Raw genomic sequence first — 21,323 nt, 5'->3', positions numbered from 1 at the left:
GGTACTACATTGCCGCGGGCGCGGGGACGGGCTCCAGCCGGGTCGCCACCCAGGCCCCGACCAGCGCCACGCAGGCCATCGGCAGGAACACCACGGCGAAGGCGGCCGGGTGCGAGGCCGACGCGTCGGCGGTCACGCCGTGCGCGGCCCCCACCGCACCACCGCCCAGCGCGGCGAACGCGGCGCCCCCGCCGGCCAGCAGCACCACGTTCGCCAGCGCGTCCGAGATCTGCAGCGAGGCGGAGTTGGCCCCCGCCTCCTCCGGCGCCGACAGCTGGAGCAGCAGGACGCTCGTGGAGCCGATCACCAGGCCCATGCCCAGGCAGCCGACCGCCCAGGCCAGCGCCAGCGTCCACACCGGCACGGACTCGATCAGCACGGCGGGCGCCGCGGCGATGGCCAGCGCCACCAGCACCATCCCGCCCACCATCAGCCGTTCCCGGTACGGCGCCACCCGGCCCTTGGACTGCACCCACGAGCCCGCCGCCCAGGTCACCCCGCCGAGCGCGAGCGAGAACCCGGCCATCGTCGGGCTCAGCCCCCGCTGGGTGACCAGCATCAGCGGTACGAAGCTCTCCGCCGCGATGAACGACCCGGCGGCGACCCCGCGCAGCAGCACCACGGACGGCAGCCCGCGCCGCGCCAGGTAGGTCCCGCGCGGCAGCAGCCCCAGCACGGCGGGCACGAGCAGGGCGGCGCCGGCGATGCCCGGCGCCAGCGACAGCCACCGCAGGTCCTGGGCGGCGTACTGGAGCAGCCCCGCCCCCACGGAGATGCCGAAGGCCAGCCGGATCCGCCGCCGGTCGAAGGCCACGGGCGGGGCGTCGGGGTCGACGGGCCCGGACGCGGTCCGCCGTATCGCGGGCAGCGCCACCACGAGCGGCACGACGACGAGGGCCGGTATCCCGAGGAACACCCACCGCCACCCGAGGTGCTCGGTGACCGTCCCGGAGGCCAGCGGCCCGACGATCGAGGGGACCACCCAGCTGGCGGCGAACGCGGCCATGATCGCGGGCCGCAGCCGCTCCTCGTAGGCCCGGCTGACGACGACGTACAGGGCGACGATGACCAGCCCGCCGCCGAAGCCCTGCACGGCCCGGCCGAGGACGAACACCCACATGACCCCGGCGGTCCCGGAGATCACGAGCCCGGAGGCGAAGGCGGAGATCCCGACGGTCAGCGGCCGCAGCGGCCCCTGCCGGTCGGCCCACTGGCCGGCCAGGACCATGCCGAAGAGGCTGGTGGTGAAGTAGGCGGAGAAGGCGAAGGCGTAGAGCCCGATCCCCTCCAGCTCGCGGGCGGCGACGGGCATGGCCGTGCCGACGGCGGTGGCCTCGAAGGCGATGAGGAAGACGACGGAGATGATCCCGATGCTGAGCGTCCGGTACGCGGGCCCGAGAATCCCGCCCCGGGGCGGGGGCGGGATCGGCGCGGTTCTCTGTGGCACGCGGGGTTCGAGGGCGCTCATCGCCCCAGAGTAAGGTGCGTAGCCCCCGAGTGACCCTGTCAATTCGACGGATCCCGCTCTCGTCCCGGGGACCTAGGTCCGACGGACTGTGAACGCGGCATGGCAGTCGCATTGCACGGGCCGCGCATCCCTTCCCCGGCCCTGCGGGCCCCCGTAGCGTCATGCACGTCACCACCACACAGCCGTGTGCCCGAGTGGTTGAGGGACTCGCCTGCAAAGCGGGTTACGCCGGTTCGATTCCGGTCACGGCTTCGCGGCGGGCCGTCCAGGGGCAGGCGCACCCCTGGGCGGCCTTCGCCTTTTCCGGCTCAGGCACCGCACCCGGTCTGCTGCCTGGCGAAGTCCAGGTACTTCTTCATGAGACCCGCCAACAAGGGGCGGCGTTCCTCCTGCTTGATCTGCTCCGTCGAGCCGTCGAGCCACAGCTTGAGCTCGAAGGCCTCGGTGGGACCGTTGCACGAGAGGAAGATCGCGACACCGCTGTCCCACAGCTTGCTGTTCTCCGCGAAGGGAAGCGGCTCCGGCTTCTGCGCATCGACCGCAGGAGCCCAGAAGAAATTCTGTCCCTGTGGCAAACGCTCCGCCGACGCGAAGAACCGGGTCTTCCCGTCCACATAGATGTTGCAGATCGCGCTCTTCCGGCCGGCGGTCAGACGCACATCGGCCGGCGCGGCCACCCGCACCTCCTCGCCCGTACCCACGAAAGGTGCGAGTTCCGTCGGGGTGAAGGCCCCGAAGCACGTGGACGCGGGAAGCTCAGGCACAGCCGACACCTTGCCGTCGGAGCAGCCGGCGAGCAGTGCCGCTCCCACGGCGACCGCGACCACCGCACGGTGGGTACGAGGACCGGCCATCATGATCCGCCGTTCATGGTGGCCACCAGGTCCCGGCCGACCGAGTAGGCGTTCGCCGTCTCCGTGGACGCGACACCCGCGTAGGAGTCGATGGTTCGCTCGGACAATCCGGATCCGCGGGCTGCGATGCGGACCGATGCCGCGGCCGAGTCGGACGCGCCGGTCTGCGCGCGCACGTACTCCTCGCCTGCCTTCTGGTTGCTGCCCTCGACCTTCTTCGCAGCGTCCTTCTCGGCCCCCTCGACCACGCTCTCCGTGATGTCCTCCTGAAGCCATTCGACGACGTCGCCGGCCAACGGCACCAGTTCGAGGTACTTGCCGCCCGCCGCGGTGATACCGCGGTTGACCCACTTGGCGTTGTCCTCGACGCCCTTGACGTACTCCTCCTGCTTGTGGGCGTTCTCGCCGAACGTGCCCTCCGCCCGGGCCTCGGACAGCATGCCGGCGATCTGTCCGCCAGGGTGCACCGCGACCTTGACGGCCGCATCGACGTCGTCGTACTCGCCCCGATGGGTGAAGACGTCATTGACCAGTGCCGTGGTGAAGGTCCGCTGGGCCGTGGTCATCGCACCGTAGGCCTCCGGATCCTGGCCCACCGCACCGATGAACCGAGCCATGTCGGCCTTGTTGAACTCGGCCATCTCACCGTTGGCCTTGATCATTCCGCTGCCGTTCTCCGCAGCGGCCTGGATGTCCGGCATGTACTCGGCCGCCATCTGGCCGAAGTGCCCGGAGAGGCCGTTCAGCGGGCCGTCCGGTTCCTTCGGGTCCGCGTCGATCAGCTCCGGCTTGTCGCCGATCTTCTCGACGACCCGTTCCATGACGGCCGCCATCTCCTTGGTGTGCGGGACCGGCGGGGCGTCCTCGTCGCCGGGGCCACGGTGGGAGACCGCCGCCATCAGGGCGTCACCGAGCGCCTGCTGGGCCGGGTGCAGCTCACCGGTCCGCGGCATGTCGAAGCTGTCCATGTACGGCTTCTTGTCGAGCATGTAGTCGACCATGCCCTGGTCCTTGCCGTGCTGCCCCGAGACCGGCTTGTCGTCCTTCGTGACGATGCCGTCCTTGTTGCTGTCCTCGCGGACCGGCTCGTTGAAGAAGGCCGTCGCCGCGTCCGGGTTGTTGCCCAGCGCCTCCATCAGGCCGGTCAGCGGGTAGAAGCCGCGGCCGTCCTGGCCCTGGCTGAGGACCGACTCCAGACCGTTCGGGGTGTGGAACTCCCAGGCCCTCGGGTCCTTGCGGTCCATGGCGACCATATCGCGGCCGACCGAGGTGAGGAACTCCGTGTCGTACTTCCCCTCGCGCAGCAGCGCGCCCAGGGCCTGGTAGCCGTAGATCTGCTGCACGCCGCCGTAGACGGCCATCTCCTTGCGGCCCGCCTTCATCAGCTGGGTCGTCCAGGCCGCGTCGAGGTGGTCGGGGACGTCCTTGTGCGTCGCGAGCCCGAGCATCGCGCCCATGTCGCTCTGGATGTTCGCGACCATCAGCGCGCGGTCCTTGCCCGCCGGTCCCAGGCCCGTCGCGTCGAGGGACATCTTGGAGTACATCTCCAGCGTGCCCTCGGCGCCGATCGTCCGGTAGAAACCCGTGGAGAACTCGGGGTCCGTACGGTTGTCGTCGAGCAGTTCCTCCAGCTCGCGCAGCGCCTCGACGTTGCGCGCCGTACCGCCGTCGCCGGTGACCTTCTTCATCAGGCCGGCGGCGCGGGCCGCCTGTTCGGCATCGAGGGTGGTGAACTTCGCCCCGCTGAAGTCGTGCTCGTCCGCGAGGTTCGCCTGGAGGACCCGGACCAGGGAGTCGTCGGCGTCCTGCGCGTCCTCGACCGCCCGGTTGATACGGGACTGCCACGCGTTGCGGTTCGTGTTCAGGGTCTGCTGGTAGTCGGGGTCGTGCCGGGCCGCGTTCCGCTCTCCCTCGGTGGGCAGCGGAATGGCCGTGACCCGCCCGTCGGCATCGACCTTGAAGCCGGCCGCCGGAGCCTCCGCGGCGAGCTTCTTCAGCTCGTCCTGGGCGTCCTTGAACGTCGCGTGCGCGTCGGCCAGGACCTGGTACATGCCCTTGGCGGCCTTGGCCGCGTCCTCGAACTCCTTGGCCGTCTTGTCGACGAACGGCCGCGCCACGCCTGCGGTGACCCCGCTCCACTCGGCCTTGTCGGACTTCGCCTTCATGCCGTTGCGGGCGGCCTCGGCCATCTCGTCCAGCTTGCCGGCCATCGCCGTCCAGTCGGTGACGGCCGTCTGGAGCTTGTCCAGGGGCGCGTTCATCACGTTCTCGTACGTCAGCATGCGGGGCGCCTACTTGAGGTATCTGTCGATCGCGGACGCGGCGAAATCTGCCTGGAGCTGCTGCTCGTCCTTGGCGTGGGAGGCGAGCGAGTAGTTCAGGCCGTTGGAGATGTTGGCACAGGCGGCCACGAGGGTCTTCACCTGGCTCTCCCAGACGCTGTTGGCCTTGAGGAGCGCCGCCCCGCTGGCGAAGGCCTCCTTCGTGAGGGCCCCGGCGGCTTCGGCGGTGGCGGTGGCGGCGTGCTTGCCGTCGGTCTGCAGGCGCGTGTGCAGCTTGTACGCCTCGGAGCCGATCGCACCGATGTGGTCCTGATTGAGCTCGAGGTCCGCGCCACCGCCACCGCCACCGCCGGGATCGGCGGGCGCCTGATTGAGGCGCATGGTGACATCAGCGGTGGCCGTGGCGCGAGCCGCCGACCATTCCTCGTCGAACGACATCGCGTGAACTCCCGAAGGCAGGGTGCAGGTCAGATCGGCCCCGGGTCAGCGGTTACGTCGTACGACGACCACGGTCACGGCTCCACCGATCAGCACGCAGGCTGCCAGACCGAGCCCGATCCAGGGAAGCGCGCTGCCGCTCTTCTTCTCCTCGGCCTGCGCGGCGGGCTTGGACGCGGCCGCGTCGGAAGCCTTGCCGTCGGGGGCCGCGGAGGGCTTCTTGGCGGCGTCCGCGGCCGCGAGGTCGGGCAGCGGATAGACGTCCGCCGGGCCCGGGTCGCCGGGCGTCTGGAGCGCGATCCGGGGGCGGACCACGCCGTAGCCGACGTAGTCGTTGCGCTCGACGCCGTCGGTGGGCTTCCCGGCGGTGTTCAGGAGCACCCGCAGCACCTGGTTGTTGGTCCAGTCGGGATGAGCGGACCAGAGGAGCGCGGCGGATGCGGAGGCGAGGGCGGAGGCATCACTGGTGCCGTGGGTTTTGCACAGCCCCGACTTACGGATGCAAGCCGAGACGATGTCCATGCCGGGTGCGGCCATGTCCACCTGGGGCCCGTGCTGCGACTCCTTGGTCGGCTTGCCGTTCACGTCGACGGCTCCTAGGCCCACCACCCCGGGGGTGGCGCCCGGGTAGAGAACCTCGTTGGTCGAATCCCCGTAGTTGCCGACAGCAGCGAAGATCAGCTTCCCCTTGGAAAGCGCGTACTTCACCGCTTCGGCCCGATCCCGATCGTCCTCTGGCTTCCCGGCGATACCCTTGGAGATATTGATGATCTTGGCGTCCGAGTCTGCCGCGTACCGAATGGCCGCAACCACCGATGGGGCCTTCGCTGCCTCCAGCACGTCGGGCACACGGATCGGGAGAATCTTGGAGCCGGGTGCAAGCCCGTAAGCACCGTCACCACTCGGATGCTTCCCGGTACCGGCGATCATCGCGGAGATGCCGGTGCCGTGACCGTCGTAGTCGTTGTCCTTGTCGCCCGGAGCATCGCCGACAGGGAAGACCGCGCCGGGAAGGACTTGCCCTTCGAGTTCCGGGATGCGGTTGACTCCCGAATCGATCACCGCAACGGTGATTCCCTTACCCGTGCTGATCTTCCAAATTTCGTCGGCTTTCATGGCGTCGAGATGCCATTGCTGCGATCGAATGGTCTCCGCGTGGGCCGGAGTCGCGGCGACCCCAGCCAACAGCAGACCCACCAGGGCCGAGGTCGCCTTACGCATGTGCATCCCGCGCCATGTCCGTTCTACTCAGTCGATCACCGGCGGGACAACACGACGGCTGCCCTGCCAGGTCTCTTCGTCCTCGGCCAGGTAATCGGGGCGTTCGCCCCCCTGGTCGTTCCGTCGCTTACCCGGAGTCTGCGTGCCGGCGCCCGCGTGGCCCATGGGACCCATGCCCGCGCCGCCGGCGCCATTGCGGACGAGACCCGAACCACCCTGGGTGAACGGCTGGCCGCCCACGCCCGGGCGACCGACCGCACCTGTCTGACGCCCTCCGACGACGCCTCCCGGCTCCGAGGCCAGTCGACGTCCGCCAGAGAAGCCTCCCTGACTGCTGCCGTGGGCGCCACCGCCACCGTGGCCCATACCTCCGCCCCCCATGGGACGGCCTGCCTGGGCGCCTTCACCGATGACCGTGCCACGCGGGATACCCGAGCCGGGGCCGGTGGAGGACACCTGACGGCCACCCATGATGCCGCTGTCACGCGGGAGCATGCCGGGCAGGCCGCCGCCCTTGCCGAGGGGACCGGTCGTGCCCGGGACAGGGATGCCGGGGCCGAAGACGCCGGGGAGACCCGGCCCCTTCACCCCGCTGATCGGTGGGACTGCCATGGGCGGCACGAAGGGGCCGGGGGGCGGACCGCCGGGGCTCGTGGGCAGCGGGCCACCGGGCGTCGTCGTCACCGGAGGCAGTGTCTGGTTCGGAGGCAGAGTGCCGACGGTGTCGAGGTCCACCTCCACGTCACGGTCGGGAGTCACCGGCGCGGGCAGAGTCGTCGTCGGCAGAGTGTTGTCCGGCTGCGGCTGACGCCCGGGCACCCATCCAGATTCGCTCGACGAGGTCGCACCGCTCGACGAGCCCGACGTCGTAGATGAGGAACCGGCCGAGCTGCCTCCTCCGGCGTACCCCCCTCCTGACCTCTCCATGTCTTCGAAGCCGTCGGACTTGTCCGGCACGAAATTCGGCGGCGGCGGCGGGAGCGTCGGGATCGGGGCCCTGTCCATCTCCGTGGACGACTGCTGGTACGACTGCGCCAGGTTGGTCATCAGCCGGACCGCCTCGCGGTGGTCCGCGTCCAGAATCGTCTGCGCTTCCGAGCGGGCCTTCGCCGAGTCCGGGTCGTTGTGGTGCTGGATGGCCGCTGCGAGGTCCTTGGTCGCGGTTGCGTCGACCGCGGTCATCTTCGTGGCCTCGGTCATCGTCTGGACGACCCAGCCCATCGCCGTCCCGCCCTTGGCGCTGTACTCGCCCAGGCGCAGCGTCGCGTTGCCCGCGCGGCCCACCCACTCCTGGAAGGCGTCGGCTCCTGCGCCCTCCCAGCCGGACACGACGTGGTTCTTGAGCGCCTCGCCGATCTTCTTGATGTCCTCGGCGGCCTTCTTCAGCTGGTCGGCCCGTGCCTGGACCGAGGTGGGGTCCAGCGAAGCGATCATGTCCCGCATCTGCTGGTGCGTGAAAGGTTCGAAATCGGTCATCAGTAGGTACCTCCCGACATGCTGGGCGACGGAGTCGGAGTCGGACTCGCAGGCGTCGTCGGCTGGTGGGCTGCCGCGAGGCGGCGCTGTTCCTCCAGCCACGGGTCACGGTCCGGCACGTACTGCGCGTTCGCCTCCTTGGCGATGACCGCCATGCGCCGCTTGGTCTCCTCGTCCACGCCGTCGTAGCCCTTGCCCGCCGTCAGGACCGCGATGCCCAGGGCCTCGATCGTCCCCGCCAGCGCCTTCGAGAGCTTCTGCAGCTCCGTGATGACCGTGTCGTACGACTTGAACAGCGCGTCGACCTCTGTGAAGCCCTTACCGAGCTTGCTGGCCGGCAGTTTGTCGTCCGCCAGCTTCTTGTGGTCCGCGTCCGAGCCGGTGAGGTCGTCCAACAGGCCGTCCACCATGCGCTTGTACTCGCTCATCGAGTCGAACTCGACCCGCAGCGCCGCACTGGCAGCACTGTAGGCCGCCCCCGCGATCGCGCCCATCGGACCCGCGATCCCCAGCGTGAGGGCCGTTGCTACTTGGCTCGCCCCGTTGTCGTCTGCCACGTTGGCCTCCCCGACTCCCCGTCATCCCCGTGGTCGCGGCGTTTCCGCCGCTCCCCGTCCCCGTTCGCACCCGTGTCCGCGCGCACGCGCACACTGGTACCGATCACTCTAGCGACCGGCGCCGACAGGCCCAAGTCCGGGGTTGCACGTGCAATGCGGGTCACACGGTCACGAGTTGGGCGTACCCACCGCCGCAGAAGGCCTGATCGGCAGGCGGTTCACCGGGCGGCCCGTGGCCGCGCGGACCGCCGAGGCCACCGCCGCCGGGGTCGTCACCACGGGGACCGCGCTCGCCGCCTTCGCGCCGAACGGGGCCACCACGTCGCGTTCTTCGACCAGTTTGACGATGCGGACCGCCGGGGCGTCCAGCGCCGTCGGCAGGGCGTAGCCCGTCAGGTCCGGGTGGCGGATCAGGCCGGAGACCGTGCGGAGGTTCTCCGTCAGGGCCGCGCCCACGCCCTGGGTGACGCCCGCCTCGATACGGGCCTCCAGCTGACGGGGGTTCAGGATGCGGCCCACGTCCTGGGCCACCGCGAGTTCCACGACCCGGACCGAGCCCAGTTCGATGTCCACGTCCACCACCGCGCGGATCGCGCAGAAGGCGAGGCCCACGAAGGCGTCGCCCTGGCCGTCCGCGTCCAGGGGTTCCGTGGGGTGGGGGCGGCACTGGGCCGTCGCCCAGAGTTCCTTGCCGGCCATCGCCTCCGCCACCGACATCGAGAACGCGCCGTCGTACGACGTGATGCGACCGTCCTGGATCTGCAGGAGCTCCGTCGACATGCCCAGCTTGTGGGCCATCGGCTGGAGGAGCTGGGTGCGGACCATCTTGGCCGCCCGCTCCACCGCGCCCCCCGACACCCACGTGTGGCGGCCGTGCGCCGACGGGCCGGCCGGCGGCTGGTCGGTGTCCACCGGGGCCATGGCGACCTCTTCGACGCCCAGGACCTCCTGGACGATCTGCCGGGCCAGCGTGGCGAAGCCCTGGCCGGTGTCGACGGCCGCGCAGATGACCGTGGCCGCGCCGCCCACCACCTTCACCGTGGCCGTGGAGACCTCGTCGGCCCCCTCGGCGCCGAGCATGTGGACCATGCCGACGCCGTAGCCCACCCCTCGCCGTACCGCGCCCGGCTCGCCCGCACCCTCCGGGCCGCCCGGCAGCAGCCACTCGTCCTCCGGGGCGTCCTTGGGCAGGGAGGGCAGTTCGAAGTCGCGGACCGCGCGCAGCAGTTCCGCCACCGGGGCCGGGCAGGTCACCGTCTGGCCGGTGGGGAGCAGGTCTCCCGTCGCCAGGACGTTGCGCAGGCGCAGCTCGGCCCCGTCGATGCCGAGGGCGGCCGCGAGCTTGTCCATCTGGCCCTCGTACGCGGCGCACACCTGCATGGCGCCCTCGCCGCGTACGTGGCCCGACGGCGGGTTGTTGGTGCGTACCGCCCAGCCCTCGACGAAGGCGTGCGGGACGACGTACGGGCCGCAGGCGAAGGCGACCGCCGCCGCCAGGGACTCGGAGGAGGAGTCGGCGTACGCGCCGCCGTCCATCAGGATCTGCGCCTCGACCTTGACGAGGCGGCCCTCCGCGTCCGCGTGGTGGCGGTAGCGCAGCAGGGTCGGGTGCCGGTGGGTGTGGCCGAGGAAGGACTCCTCGCGGGTGGCGGCCAGTTTGACGGGGCAGCCCGTGCGCAGGGCGAGCAGGCCGAGCGGGAGCTGGAAGGCGGCGTCCTCGCGGTCGGCCGTCGCGCCCGGCACACCGGTGACGACCACCCGCACCCGGTCCGGATCCAGTCCGAAGCAGGCGGCGGCCAGGTCGCGGTCGATGTGCGGGTCTGTGGACGCGGTGTAGAGCTCCACGCCGCCGTCGGGGCGCGGCACGGCCAGTCCGGCCTCGGCGCCGATGGGGGCGGGGTCCTGGCGGCCGATCCGGTACAGGCCCTCGACCACCACGTCACCGGTGGCTTCCGGGTCGCCGTAGCGGAGCGGGATGTGCCGGATCAGGTTGCCGTCGGGGTGCAGGGCGGGGGCGCCGAAGGACTGCTCGGGGTCGGTGACCGGGTCGAGGAGCTCGTACTCGACCGCGATCGCGGCGGCGGCGAGCCGTGCGGTGTCGGGGTGGTCGGCGGCGACGGCGGCGATGGCCTCGCCGTGGTGGCGTACGACGTCGTGCGCGAACACCGGCCGGTCGGCGATCCGGCGGCCGTGGGTGGTGGCGCCGGGCACGTCGGCGTGGGTGACGACGGCGCGGACGCCGGGCATCTCGGCGGCGGCCGTGGTGTCGATGGAGAGGATCCGGGCGTGGGCGTGCGGGGAGCGCAGCACGGCGGCCCACAGGAGGCCCTCGGCCCACAGGTCGGCGGCGTAGGGGAAGGTGCCCTCGGTCTTGGCGCGGGTGTCCGCGGCCGGGACGGAGGCTCCGATTCCGCGCGGGACCTGCTGTTCGGAGGCCTCGGAACCGGGCGCGGCCATGGCCGTCACCGTGGTGTTGAGCGTTGTCGTCGCCGTTGCCGCGTCCTGCCCGCTCACGCCGTGCCTCCGTGGTGGATGCCGCCCTCGCCGGGCGCTGCCTGATGCGGGATGCGCGGCTCCGGTGCACCTGCGCCCGGGGCCGCGGGCTCCGCGGCCGCCGCCTCGCGCTCGGCCACGACCTCGCGCACGGCGCCGACGACGCCCGCGTAGCCGGAGCAGCGGCAGAGGTTGCCGCACAGGGCCTGACGGGTCTCCAGCTCGCTGGGGGCGTGATTGCCCTCCAGTAGGTCGTGGATGGTCATGGCCATGCCGGGTACGCAGAACCCGCACTGCACCGCACCCGACCTGCACAACGCCTGCTGGACGTCCGAGAGTTCCCCGTTCGTCGCGAGACCCTCGACGGTACGCACCTCGCTGCCGGCGGCCGTGGCGGCCGGTACCAGGCAGGAGGCGACGAGCCGGCCGTCGACCTGCACGGCGCAGGCGCCGCATTCGCCCTGCGAGCAGCCGTCCTTGGCGCCCGCGAGGCCGAGCCGCTCGCGCAGCACGTACAGGAGGGACTCGCCGATCCAGGCGCCGGTGACGGGCCGGTCGGCGCCGTTGACGCGCAGGACGTAGGAGGCCGACGGGTGCTCGTGATGGGCGACGGCCCCGGCGGTCGCGTCTTCTTCGTACGTCGCCACCTCGGCCGGGAAACCTTCGGTGGTGCCCTCGTCCGGGATTGCGTCCCCGCTGCCGGCGGTGCCCACGGTCGGCATGGGGTCGGCCGGGGGCTCCTGCGCGGCCGGCCCGTCCCCGCTCCCGGGGTCGGACTCCGCAGGGGCGGACTCCGCCGCGGCGGGCTCCGCCCCGTGCTCGGGCCCGTGCGCGGCCTCGGGGCCGGGCTCCGGCGCGTGGCCGAAGGCGGTGAAGCCGTGGCCGTCGGTGCCGGCGGGCTGCGCGGACTCGGCGGCCGGTGCCGGGACACGGACCCCGCCGAAGAGATCCAGGTCGGCGGGGGCCACCGGCGGCTGCGCGGCGGCGACGGACGCGGCGGAAGCAGCGGCCTGCTCCGCGTACCCGGTGTACTCGCCCTGCCCGGCGTACTCCCCGTGGACCGCATGCCCTGCGTGCCCCGTGTGCTCGCTCTGCCCCGTGTGCTCGCCCTGCCCCGCGTGGTCCGCGGCCCGGGCGCCCTCGGCGTGCTCCGCCGCCGGGCCGTGCGCGGCCTCGATGTCGTGCGGGGCCTGGTGCACCGGCTCGCCCTCGGGCAGGGGGGTGCCCACCCCGGGCCCGCCCAGCACGCGCGGCCCACGTCCCGCGGCGCCCACGCCGGGCCCGCCGACCAGCCGTCCGGCGGCATGCGCGGTCGCGGCGGCGGCGGCCGAAGCGGCGGCGGCCTCGTCCGTGCCGGGCAGCACACCGGCAGCGGCACCGGCGGCGCCGGCGGCGTCCGTGTCGGGGTCCCCGGCCGGCTGCTGCGTCAGGTACGCCCACGGCGCCGGGGCGCCGCCCGGCAGCGTCGCCGGGGCCTGGCTCCAGTCGGCGTCCAGAGCGCCCGGCCGGTACTCGTTCGGCTGCTCGGGGAATTCGTTGAACTCGGGCACGGCCCACTGCCCGGTCGCCGGACCGGCCTGCTCCGGCTCCTGCGCCGCCTCCGGGAACCGCCACTCGGCCGTCGCGCTCGGATCGGTCACCGGCGGCTCCGGCTCCGCCTCGGCGAACGCCGCCGCGACCGAGGCCGGGATCGGGATCGACGCCGGGATCGGCCCGCCCACCGACCCGGAGCCCGGGCCCTGACCAGCAGCACCGGCACCACCCGCCGGGCCGGCCTGTGCCGGGCCGCCCGCCTCCGGCCACTGCACCGGAATCGTCCACGTCCCCGTGGCCGACGGATCCGTACTGGCCGAGCCGAGCGGCACGATCATCGGCGGCGGCACGTAGCCGTGCCCGGGCGCCGCGAGCGGCTCCCCGGTGCCGAGCGCGTCCAGCATGTCCTGCGGCAGTTTCACGAAGGCCGTGGCGTCCGAGTCGTACTCGCCGCCCTGCGGGACCGGTTCCCAGCCCCAGCCCGCCGTGCCGTTCCCCTGGGTCACGTTCTCGTTCTCGTTCTCGCTCATGAGGTCAGCGCCCTCCCCAGGGCCCTGCGCGCCAGCACGGCCACCGTCCGCCGCAGATGCAGTACTCCGGGAGCCACCGGCTCGCCCTGGTCGGGCACGCACGCGGCCGCGACGTACTCGCCGAAGGCCTCCAGCGCCTCGGGGGCCAGGGTCCGCCCGCCGTCCCAGTCGATCAGTGAGGCCACCCACTGCTCGGCCTCCAGCGGCCGCAGCGGCATCGGGGCGACCGCGCCGATGGCGCAGCGCACGCCCCGGCGCGCGGGATCCAGGACGAGCCCCACGGACGCCACGGCACGCCCCGGCCCGGTACGGCCCGTGGCCTTCAGGAACACCTGCGGTGCGTGCAGCAGCGGCACCCGCACGAAGCCGATCAGCTCACCGGGCCGCAGCATCTCCCGCCCGGCCAGCAGGTACGACACCGGGATCTCCCGCTGCCCGCCCGGGCCGACGATGACGAGTACGGCCTCCAGCGCGGCCAGCACGGGCAGTGCGTCACCCGTGGGCGCGGCGGTGGCGATGTTGCCGCCGAGGGTTCCCGCGTTGCGGATCTGCGGGGGTCCGGCGGCCCGGGCCGCGGCCGCGAGCGCGGGGATCAGAGCGGCGAAATCCGGCCGTCCCATCCGGGCGTGCGTGAGGCCCGCGCCGAGCAGCGCGTGGCCGTCCTGGTACTGCCAGCCGCGGATCTCGTTGATCCGGCCCAGGCCCACCAGGGCGGCGGGCCGCAGCAGCCCGGCGTTGACGGCGGCCATCAGGTCGGTGCCGCCCGCGACCGGCACGGCGGCGGGCATGGCGGTGAGCGCCGCCACGGCCTCGTCGAGCGAGGCCGGCAGCGTCACGGACTGTGCCGCCTGCGGGCCCTGCGGCCCCTGAGGTGAATCCAGTGCGTGCGGTGCGTGCGTGGTCAACCCAGCTGCCCCTTCCCGATGTCCCGGTTCCGGCGCTCACGCCTGTTCCGCCGTACGGTACGTCCTCACCGCCGGGACGTGGCAACTCTGGCACATCTTCCGGGCCGCCCGGCGCGAGGGTCCGCCCGCCGCGGCCGACCCCGGGCGCGGCGCCCCGTACGGGGCGTACGGCCCTGTCGCACCGTCTTCGACGACCCTCCTCCCCGATTGCCCGATTTTCCCTGTATGGGGGGAAATTGAGGCAGAGTTCCACTCCTGTTCTCTTTCGGTTCGGGTCGGCGCCGTCATCCACTTGTCACACGTTCGGGGGCGCGCCCTCGATCGGACGCCCGGGCACACCGGGCCGCCGCTGCCGCGGCAACGGCCCGCCCGGCGGCCGGTAATCGACCCCCTGCGCGGCCAACCGCGCGTAGTGCGTGGCCATCCGCCCCTCGAACCACGCGAAGTCGCGCTCCTCGGGCGCCGGCTGCCGTGACCACACCACCTCGGCGAAGGCCACCAGCCGCGGGAACACCTGGTAGTCGACCCGGTCCTGGTTCTCCAGCACCTCGGTCCACACGTTGGCCTGCGCGCCCAGCACCCGGGCGGCGGCCTCCGGCGACAGCTTCGGCGGCACCGGCTCGAAGCGGTAGACGTCCTCCAGCGAACGCACGTACCCGATGGGCATCGGCTCGTCCGCGCCGCCCGCCTGCCGGTGGTCGAGGTACACCTGCTGCTCGGGGCACATGACCACGTCGTGCCCGGCCTCGGCGGCGGCGATCCCGCCCGCGTAGCCGCGCCACGAGGACACGGCGGCGCCGTCCGCGAGCCCGCCCTCCAGGATCTCGTCCCAGCCGATCAGCCGCCGCCCGCGTGCGGCGAGCCAGCCGTCGAAGTGCCGGACGAACCAGGACTGCAGCCCGTCCTCCCCGTCCACGCCCAGCTCGCGGATCCGCTCCTGGGCGGCCGCGGAGGCCTTCCACTGCGCCTTGGGGCACTCGTCCCCGCCCACGTGCACGAAGGGTGAGACCTCGACCGGGAACAGCTCCAGCAGCTCTTCGAAGACCCCCTCGTAGAAGCGCAGCACGGCCTCGGTGGGCGCGAGCACGTTCTCGGTGATCCCCCAGTCCTCCCAGACCCCGAGCGCGGCGGTGTCGACGACGTCGGTGTTGCCCAGCTCCGGGTACGCGGCGATCGCGGCCTGCGAATGCCCCGGCACGTCGATCTCCGGGATCACCCGGACGTGGCGCTCGGCGGCGTACGCGACGATCTCACGGATGTCGTCCTGCGTGTAGAAGCCGCCGTGCGGGGTCTCGTTCCACAGCGGCGACGCCCGGTGGCCCCACCGGCTGCGCGGGCGCCAGCCGCCGACCTCGGTCAGCCGCGGGTAGCGCTCGATCTCGATCCGCCAGCCCTGGTCGTCGGTCAGGTGCAGGTGCAGCACGTTGAGCTTGTGCGCGGCGAGCAGGTCGATGTAGCGCAGCACACCGTCCTTGGGCATGAAGTGCCGGGCCACGTCCAGCATCATCCCGCGCCAGCCGAACCGCGGGCCGTCCACGACGGAGGCGTACGGCAGGCTCCACGCGCGGCCGGGCAGTGGCGCCCTGCGGTACGCGTCGGGCCCCAGCAGCTGACGCAGCGTCTGGGCGCCCCAGAACAGCCCGGCCGCCGTCGCGCCCGTCAGCTCCGCCCCGTCCGGGCCGATCTCGATGCGGTACGCCTCCGGGCCCAGGTCTCCGGCGCGGTCCGGGTCGACGCGCAGCCGCAGCTCGGCGGTCGCGCCGGCCCCGGCGGCGGGCAGCTCCCAGCCGGTGGCCGCGCCCAGTTCGCGCCGCAGCCAGCGCGCGACCGCCGCGGCCCCCGGCCCGGCGTCCAGGACCGGCTCGGGCCCGAACGCGAAGCGGCGCCCGCCCTCGTCGGGAACGGCGACCCGGGGTGCGGGGATCAGGTCCATGCGTCAGCCCTTCACGACGGCGTGCGCGTGTTGCGTCCTGCGCAACGCTCGTTCCGCAGGGCGCTCGTCGCGCCGACCCTAACGCGCCCCACGGGCACGGCAAAGACCCCCGGACGCACTGTGGCGCACCGGGGGTCTCGGTCCCGCGGAAGAAGGAGGGCCGGGGGCGGACTACTTGTCCTTGCCGCCCTTGTCCTTGTCCCCGCCGGGGCCCATGGACTCGTAGATCTCCTTGCACATGGGGCAGACCGGGTACTTCTTCGGGTCCCGGCCCGGTACCCAGACCTTGCCGCAGAGCGCGACGACGGGGGTCCCGTCGAGCGCGCTCGCCATGATCTTGTCCTTCTGGACGTAGTGGGCGAAGCGCTCGTGGTCGCCGTCACCGTGCGACACCTGCGGCGTCGGCTCTACGAGGGTCCCCGTGCCAGTCCCGCGCTCGGGCTCAAGAGTGCTCATGGAACCCAGGGTACTTAACCCCGCGCCCGTCAGTTGAGCGACGGGTCGTCCGGATAGGTGGCGACCATCGCGAGGTCGCTGCGCTGGCGCCGGAGCACCGCCCGCCAGAGCCGCTCCGGATCCGGGAAGGACACGTCCCCGGGCTCCGACTCCACCACGTACCAGGCGCCCTCGCCGAGCTCCGCCTCCAGCTGGCCCGGGCCCCAGCCGGAGTAGCCCGCGAAGATCCGCAGGCCGCCCAGGGCCGCGGCCAGCAGCTCCGGCGGCGTCTCCAGGTCGACCAGTCCGATCGCCCCGTACACGCGGCGCCAGCCGAGCGGCCCCTCCTCGCCCGGGATCACCGCCACGCCCAGGGCCGAGTCCATGGCCACCGGCCCGCCCTGGAAGACCACCCCGGGGTCGCCGGCCAGGGGCGCCCAGGGCAGCAGGACGTCGCCGACGCCCACGGGCGTCGGCCTGTTCAGGACCACGCCGAGGGAGCCCTGCTCGTCGTGGTCGAGCAGCAGCACGACCGCGCGGTCGAAGTTCGGGTCCGCGAGGGCGGGGGTGGCCACGAGCAGCCGCCCTGTGAGGGAGGACACCTCGGTCATGCCGCCATGATCCCGCACATCGGCCGATTCCGGGGAGCGGGCGGGAAGATCGGATCGATCGCAGCTCAGGGCGCACGGCAGCAGCGAGGAGCGCGCACGGACGGTGTAGGCGGAACGCAACACTCCGCCATGTGGTGGATACGGAGGGTGTTGTGCCGAATTCATGACAGTCCTACGGCCACGTCGGCCTTACGAACAAGGGGGTGGTGGCCCTTACCCTTTTCCCTGGCCCCCTGCCCACCCCTCTCCGGAACGCGAGATTCATGACCGGCATCAGTGACGATGTACTGCTTGTCCACGGCGGTACCCCGCTCGAGGGCGAGATCCGTGTCCGTGGTGCGAAGAACCTCGTGCCCAAGGCCATGGTCGCCGCTCTGCTCGGCAGCGAACCCAGCCGGCTGCGCAACGTTCCCGACATCCGTGACGTGCGCGTCGTCCGCGGGCTGCTCCAGCTGCACGGGGTGACGGTCCGTCCCGGCGAGGAGCCGGGCGAGCTCGTGCTCGACCCCACCCACGTCGAGAGCGCGAACGTCGCGGACATCGACGCCCACGCGGGCTCCTCGCGCATCCCGATCCTGTTCTGCGGCCCCCTGCTGCACCGGCTCGGCCACGCCTTCATCCCGGGCCTGGGCGGCTGCGACATCGGCGGTCGGCCGATCGACTTCCACTTCGATGTGCTCCGCCAGTTCGGCGCGACCATCGAGAAGCGCGAGGGCGGCCAGTACCTGGAAGCCCCGCAGCGCCTGCGCGGCTGCAAGATCCGCCTCCCCTACCCGTCGGTCGGCTCGACCGAGCAGGTGCTGCTGACGGCCGTCCTGGCCGAGGGCGTCACCGAGCTCAGCAACGCCGCGGTGGAGCCGGAGATCGAGGACCTCATCTGCGTCCTGCAGAAGATGGGCGCGATCATCTCCGTCGACACCGACCGGACCATCCGGATCACGGGCGTCGACCGCCTCGGCGGCTACAACCACAAGGCCCTCCCGGACCGTCTGGAAGCCGCCTCCTGGGCTTCCGCGGCGCTCGCCACCGGCGGCAACATCTACGTGCGCGGTGCCCAGCAGCGCTCGATGATGACGTTCCTGAACACCTTCCGCCGCGTCGGCGGGGCGTTCGAGATCGACGACGACGGCATCCGCTTCTGGCACCCGGGCGGCCCGCTCAACGCCATCGCGCTGGAGACGGACGTCCACCCCGGCTTCCAGACCGACTGGCAGCAGCCGCTCGTCGTGGCCCTGACGCAGGCCTCCGGCCTGTCGATCGTCCACGAGACGGTCTACGAGTCCCGGCTCGGCTTCACCTCGGCGCTCAACCAGATGGGTGCTCACATCCAGCTGTACCGGGAGTGCCTGGGCGGCAGCGCCTGCCGCTTCGGCCAGCGCAACTTCCTGCACTCGGCGGTCGTCTCCGGCCCCACCAAGCTGCAGGGCGCCGACCTGGTCATCCCCGACCTGCGCGGCGGATTCTCGTACCTGATCGCGGCCCTGGCCGCCGAGGGCACTTCGCGGGTCCACGGCATCGACCTGATCAACCGCGGCTACGAGAACTTCATGGAGAAGCTCGTGGAACTCGGCGCGAAGGTCGAGCTCCCGGGCGGCGACCTCGCCTGAGCCGTACCCGGACACCCGGACGTACGCAGAAAGCCCCCCGGCCCCGCACAGGGCCCGGGGGGCTTTCCCGTGCCCCGGCCGAGGCCCGCTCCCCTGCCCGGCCGGACGCCCGGCCCCATGGCCCGGCCAAGGCCCGCGCAGGCCCGTACGGAGCCGAACGGAGCCGTACCGCGGCCCGGCGGGACGTGCCGGTGGCATACCTGGGCCCCACCAGGCCCCTGACGGGCCCTCACAGGGCCTGCCAGGCCCGCCCGGCGGCCCGGGGGCGGCCCCCCGCCCGTCCGGGCCCACCGGCCCGCGTCCGGCCCCGGACATGCCGAAGGGCGGCCACCCCGCCCGGGGGTGACCGCCCATCGTCGTTCTGCGTACTACTGCCGTTCCAAAGGCCTGTGCGGCCCTCGGCGCCGGGGCAGGACTACTTGCCCTTGGCGGCTTCCTTGAGCTTGGAGCCCGCGGAGACCTTCACGCTGTAGCCGGCCGGGATCTGGATGGGGTCGCCGGTCTGCGGGTTGCGCGCGGTGCGAGCGGCACGGTGGGTGCGCTCGAAGGTCAGGAAGCCGGGGATGGTGACCTTCTCGTCGCCCTTGGCGACAATCTCGCCGACGGTCTCGGCGAGCGCGGCCAGAACGGCGTCGGCGTCCTTGCGGGTCACCTCGGCGCGCTCGGACAGAGCGGCCACCAGCTCACTGCGGTTCATGTTGTACTCCCGTGTTCAACTTGCCTTAGAGGCGTGAGATCGAAGCCGATGCTGCCAGGGCCCTAGGACAGTCCCCGGACCCGGGTCTGAACGTCAGACCCTCTCGCCCGGTTACGCATCCTGCCCCCACCAGCGGCGGGAAAGCCAATCCGGCACCCGTCGGGGTCACACGAAAAGCGCCACAGTCACGCCGCGGTGACGCTCCGTCCACGCCCACGCTCACGCGCCGCCGCGGACCGCGGACCTCGCGGGCATCCCCGCAAACCCTAGAGGCGGCCCGTCGGGCCCGCATCTCGCGACGCGCCGGTATCGGAGCGCCGTGAGGGCCGTCACAGCGGGGCTCAGGCCCCCGAGGCCGCCTTGCGGACGGCGCCCGCGACCGCGCCCGCGACCTTGTCGTTGAACACCGACGGGATGATGTAGTTCGCGTTCAGCTCGTCCTCGCCCACGACGTCCGCCAGCGCGCTCGCGGCGGCCAGCATCATCTCCGTGTTCACGGTGCGGGACTGAGCGTCCAGCAGACCGCGGAAGACACCCGGGAAGACCAGCACGTTGTTGATCTGGTTCGGGAAGTCGGAGCGGCCGGTGGCCACGACGGCGGCGGTCTGGCGGGCGACGGCCGGGTCCACCTCGGGGTCCGGGTTCGCGAGCGCGAACACGATCGCGCCTTCGGCCATGGCGGCGACGTCCTCGCCGGACAGCACGTTCGGGGCCGAGACGCCGATGAACACGTCGGCGCCGACCACGGCCTCCTTCAGCGTGCCCGTGTAGCCCTCGGGGTTGGTGTTGTCGGCGATCCAGCGCAGCGGGGAGTCCGCGGCGGCGTCGACGAGGTCGGGGCGGTCCGCGTGCACGACGCCGTGGATGTCGGCGCTCACCACGTTCTTCACGCCGGCCGCGAGGAGCAGCTTGAGGATGGCGGTACCGGCCGCGCCGGCGCCCGACATGACGACCTTGACGTCGCCAACTGCCTTGCCCACCACGCGCAGTGCGTTGGTGAGCGCCGCGAGCACGACGATCGCGGTGCCGTGCTGGTCGTCGTGGAAGACGGGGATGTCGAGGGCCTCGCGCAGCCGGGCCTCGATCTCGAAGCAGCGCGGCGCGGAGATGTCCTCCAGGTTGATGCCCGCGAAGCCCGGGGCGATCGCCTTGACGATCGCGACGATCTCGTCGGCGTCCTGGGTGTCGAGGCAGATCGGCCAGGCGTCGATGCCGGCGAAGCGCTTGAAGAGGGCCGCCTTGCCCTCCATGACGGGCAGCGCGGCCATCGGGCCGATGTTGCCGAGACCCAGCACGGCGGAGCCGTCGGTCACGACTGCGACGGAGTTGCGCTTGATGGTGAGGCGGCGCGCGTCCTCGGGGTTCTCGGCGATCGCCATGCACACGCGGGCCACGCCCGGGGTGTAGATCATCGAGAGGTCGTCACGGTTGCGGATGGGGTGCTTGGACGACATTTCGATCTTGCCGCCGAGGTGCATCAGGAAGGTGCGGTCGGAGACCTTGCCGAGGCTGACGCCCTCGATGCCGCGCAGCTTCTCGACGATCTCGTCCGCGTGCGCGGTGGAGGTCGCGGCGATGGTGACGTCGATCCGGAGCTTCTCGTGGCCGGATGCGGTCACGTCGAGGCCGGTGACCGATCCGCCGGAGGACTCCACGGCGGTGGTGAGCTGGGAGACCGCGGTTCCGCTCGCGGGCACTTCCAGACGGACCGTCATCGAATACGAGACGCTGGGCGCCGTTGCCATGGCCGTGTTCCTCTTCTGTCCCTGGTTCGCTGTAACACACAGAGCCCCGCTGCACAGCAGGTGCGGCAGGACCTGTTGTCCGATCGTCCCACCTACCAGCCAGTACAAGGTAACCAGCTACAAAATTCGGAAAGACTCTTCCACCATACGAGATATCAGAGGCGTTCGGAATGGTGGGGTCATACGAAACAGGTCCGCGCCCCCCACAGGTGGGGGACGCGGACCTGGTGATTCATACGTTGACGACACCGACCCGCCATGCTCGCCTCGCGGCAAGTGGTCGCTCTGAGCGACGAAGGTTGGGCCCGGGGGCTTGGATCGAGTCGGTGCCGTACCCAGGCTAACAAAGGATCGCCGAAAGTGATCCCCCTGCTCGCGCCCGTATCCGAGCACCACGCTCCCGGCCGCCGCCCATCCGGCCGTAGGAGGGGGGGTGGGGTGGTGGGGGGGGGGGGGGGGGGGAGAAAAAAAAAAAAAAAAAAAATGGTACAAGCGGGGGGAGGGACCCTTGCAGTGAAGCACACACCCCGGATAGGAA

Annotated in this window: 16 protein-coding genes and 1 tRNA gene; 2 read left to right on the top strand and 15 right to left on the bottom strand. The window is 72.0% G+C overall.

Annotated elements, in window-relative coordinates:
- Window positions 1-4: 4 nt before the first annotated feature.
- Window positions 5-1,468 carry an MFS transporter gene (locus ACZ4YL_RS03400; protein ID WP_468113527.1) on the bottom strand — a complete coding sequence of 488 codons (1,464 nt, stop codon included), beginning with the start codon at window positions 1,466-1,468 and terminating at the stop codon, window positions 5-7.
- A 180-nt stretch (window positions 1,469-1,648) separates the two neighbouring features.
- Here ACZ4YL_RS03400 and ACZ4YL_RS03395 point away from each other — a divergent pair.
- Window positions 1,649-1,720: transfer RNA gene (locus tag ACZ4YL_RS03395), tRNA-Cys, on the top strand.
- A gap of 56 nt (window positions 1,721-1,776) precedes the next feature.
- On the opposite strand, the gene ACZ4YL_RS03390 is transcribed toward ACZ4YL_RS03395, so the two are convergent.
- From ACZ4YL_RS03390 to ACZ4YL_RS03335, 12 genes are all read right to left on the bottom strand, one after another.
- Window positions 1,777-2,232 (bottom strand): hypothetical protein, encoded by a 456-nt coding sequence (locus ACZ4YL_RS03390; RefSeq protein ID WP_468113526.1) that lies wholly within the window; start codon window positions 2,230-2,232, stop codon window positions 1,777-1,779.
- 89 nt (window positions 2,233-2,321) lie between these two features.
- Window positions 2,322-4,604, bottom strand: a complete 2,283-nt coding sequence (locus ACZ4YL_RS03385; RefSeq protein ID WP_468113525.1) for a hypothetical protein — start codon at window positions 4,602-4,604, stop codon at window positions 2,322-2,324.
- 9 nt (window positions 4,605-4,613) lie between these two features.
- Window positions 4,614-5,042 (bottom strand): hypothetical protein, encoded by a 429-nt coding sequence (locus tag ACZ4YL_RS03380; RefSeq protein ID WP_468113524.1) that lies wholly within the window; start codon window positions 5,040-5,042, stop codon window positions 4,614-4,616.
- Between the two features lie 45 nt (window positions 5,043-5,087).
- On the bottom strand, window positions 5,088-6,263 hold the full coding sequence (gene mycP, locus ACZ4YL_RS03375) for a type VII secretion-associated serine protease mycosin (protein WP_468113523.1): 1,176 nt from the start codon (window positions 6,261-6,263) through the stop codon (window positions 5,088-5,090).
- Between the two features lie 27 nt (window positions 6,264-6,290).
- Window positions 6,291-7,739, bottom strand: coding sequence for a WXG100 family type VII secretion target (locus ACZ4YL_RS03370; RefSeq protein WP_468113522.1), 1,449 nt, complete (start codon window positions 7,737-7,739; stop codon window positions 6,291-6,293).
- Window positions 7,739-8,296 carry a hypothetical protein gene (locus ACZ4YL_RS03365; RefSeq protein ID WP_468113521.1) on the bottom strand — a complete coding sequence of 186 codons (558 nt, stop codon included), beginning with the start codon at window positions 8,294-8,296 and terminating at the stop codon, window positions 7,739-7,741. The genes ACZ4YL_RS03370 and ACZ4YL_RS03365 overlap by 1 nt, the downstream gene beginning before the upstream one ends.
- Window positions 8,297-8,464: 168 nt before the next feature.
- Complete coding sequence (locus ACZ4YL_RS03360; RefSeq protein ID WP_468114072.1) at window positions 8,465-10,753, bottom strand: xanthine dehydrogenase family protein molybdopterin-binding subunit; 2,289 nt, start codon at window positions 10,751-10,753, stop codon at window positions 8,465-8,467.
- 53 nt (window positions 10,754-10,806) lie between these two features.
- Window positions 10,807-12,852 carry a (2Fe-2S)-binding protein gene (locus ACZ4YL_RS03355; RefSeq protein WP_468113520.1) on the bottom strand — a complete coding sequence of 682 codons (2,046 nt, stop codon included), beginning with the start codon at window positions 12,850-12,852 and terminating at the stop codon, window positions 10,807-10,809.
- Window positions 12,849-13,733, bottom strand: a complete 885-nt coding sequence (locus ACZ4YL_RS03350) for an FAD binding domain-containing protein (protein ID WP_150261856.1) — start codon at window positions 13,731-13,733, stop codon at window positions 12,849-12,851. The genes ACZ4YL_RS03355 and ACZ4YL_RS03350 overlap by 4 nt, the downstream gene beginning before the upstream one ends.
- Window positions 13,734-14,052: 319 nt before the next feature.
- A complete protein-coding gene (locus tag ACZ4YL_RS03345; protein ID WP_468113519.1) occupies window positions 14,053-15,690 on the bottom strand; it encodes a beta-N-acetylhexosaminidase in 1,638 nt (545 codons plus the stop codon).
- A gap of 171 nt (window positions 15,691-15,861) precedes the next feature.
- Window positions 15,862-16,146: a DUF3039 domain-containing protein gene (locus ACZ4YL_RS03340; protein WP_030010729.1), complete on the bottom strand. Its 285-nt coding sequence runs from the start codon at window positions 16,144-16,146 to the stop codon at window positions 15,862-15,864.
- Between the two features lie 29 nt (window positions 16,147-16,175).
- Window positions 16,176-16,736, bottom strand: a complete 561-nt coding sequence (locus tag ACZ4YL_RS03335; RefSeq protein ID WP_266595951.1) for a YqgE/AlgH family protein — start codon at window positions 16,734-16,736, stop codon at window positions 16,176-16,178.
- A gap of 263 nt (window positions 16,737-16,999) precedes the next feature.
- Here ACZ4YL_RS03335 and murA point away from each other — a divergent pair, with 263 nt between their 5' ends.
- Window positions 17,000-18,343: a UDP-N-acetylglucosamine 1-carboxyvinyltransferase gene (gene murA / locus ACZ4YL_RS03330; protein ID WP_030010731.1), complete on the top strand. Its 1,344-nt coding sequence runs from the start codon at window positions 17,000-17,002 to the stop codon at window positions 18,341-18,343.
- 415 nt (window positions 18,344-18,758) lie between these two features.
- Here the strand turns inward: murA and ACZ4YL_RS03325 are convergent, their stop codons facing one another.
- Entirely contained in the window at window positions 18,759-19,040 is a 282-nt protein-coding gene (locus ACZ4YL_RS03325) for an HU family DNA-binding protein (protein ID WP_007264399.1), read from the bottom strand.
- A gap of 341 nt (window positions 19,041-19,381) precedes the next feature.
- The gene (locus ACZ4YL_RS03320; RefSeq protein ID WP_468113518.1) at window positions 19,382-20,785 is read right to left on the bottom strand and encodes an NAD-dependent malic enzyme; all 1,404 of its coding nucleotides are present in this window, start codon (window positions 20,783-20,785) and stop codon (window positions 19,382-19,384) included.
- Window positions 20,786-21,323 lie beyond the last annotated feature (538 nt).

It is taken from the genome of Streptomyces sp. NPDC030021 (assembly GCF_055574035.1).
The sequence above is the reverse complement of the archived record's forward strand: the minus strand, read 5'-3'. Positions and strand labels throughout refer to the sequence as shown.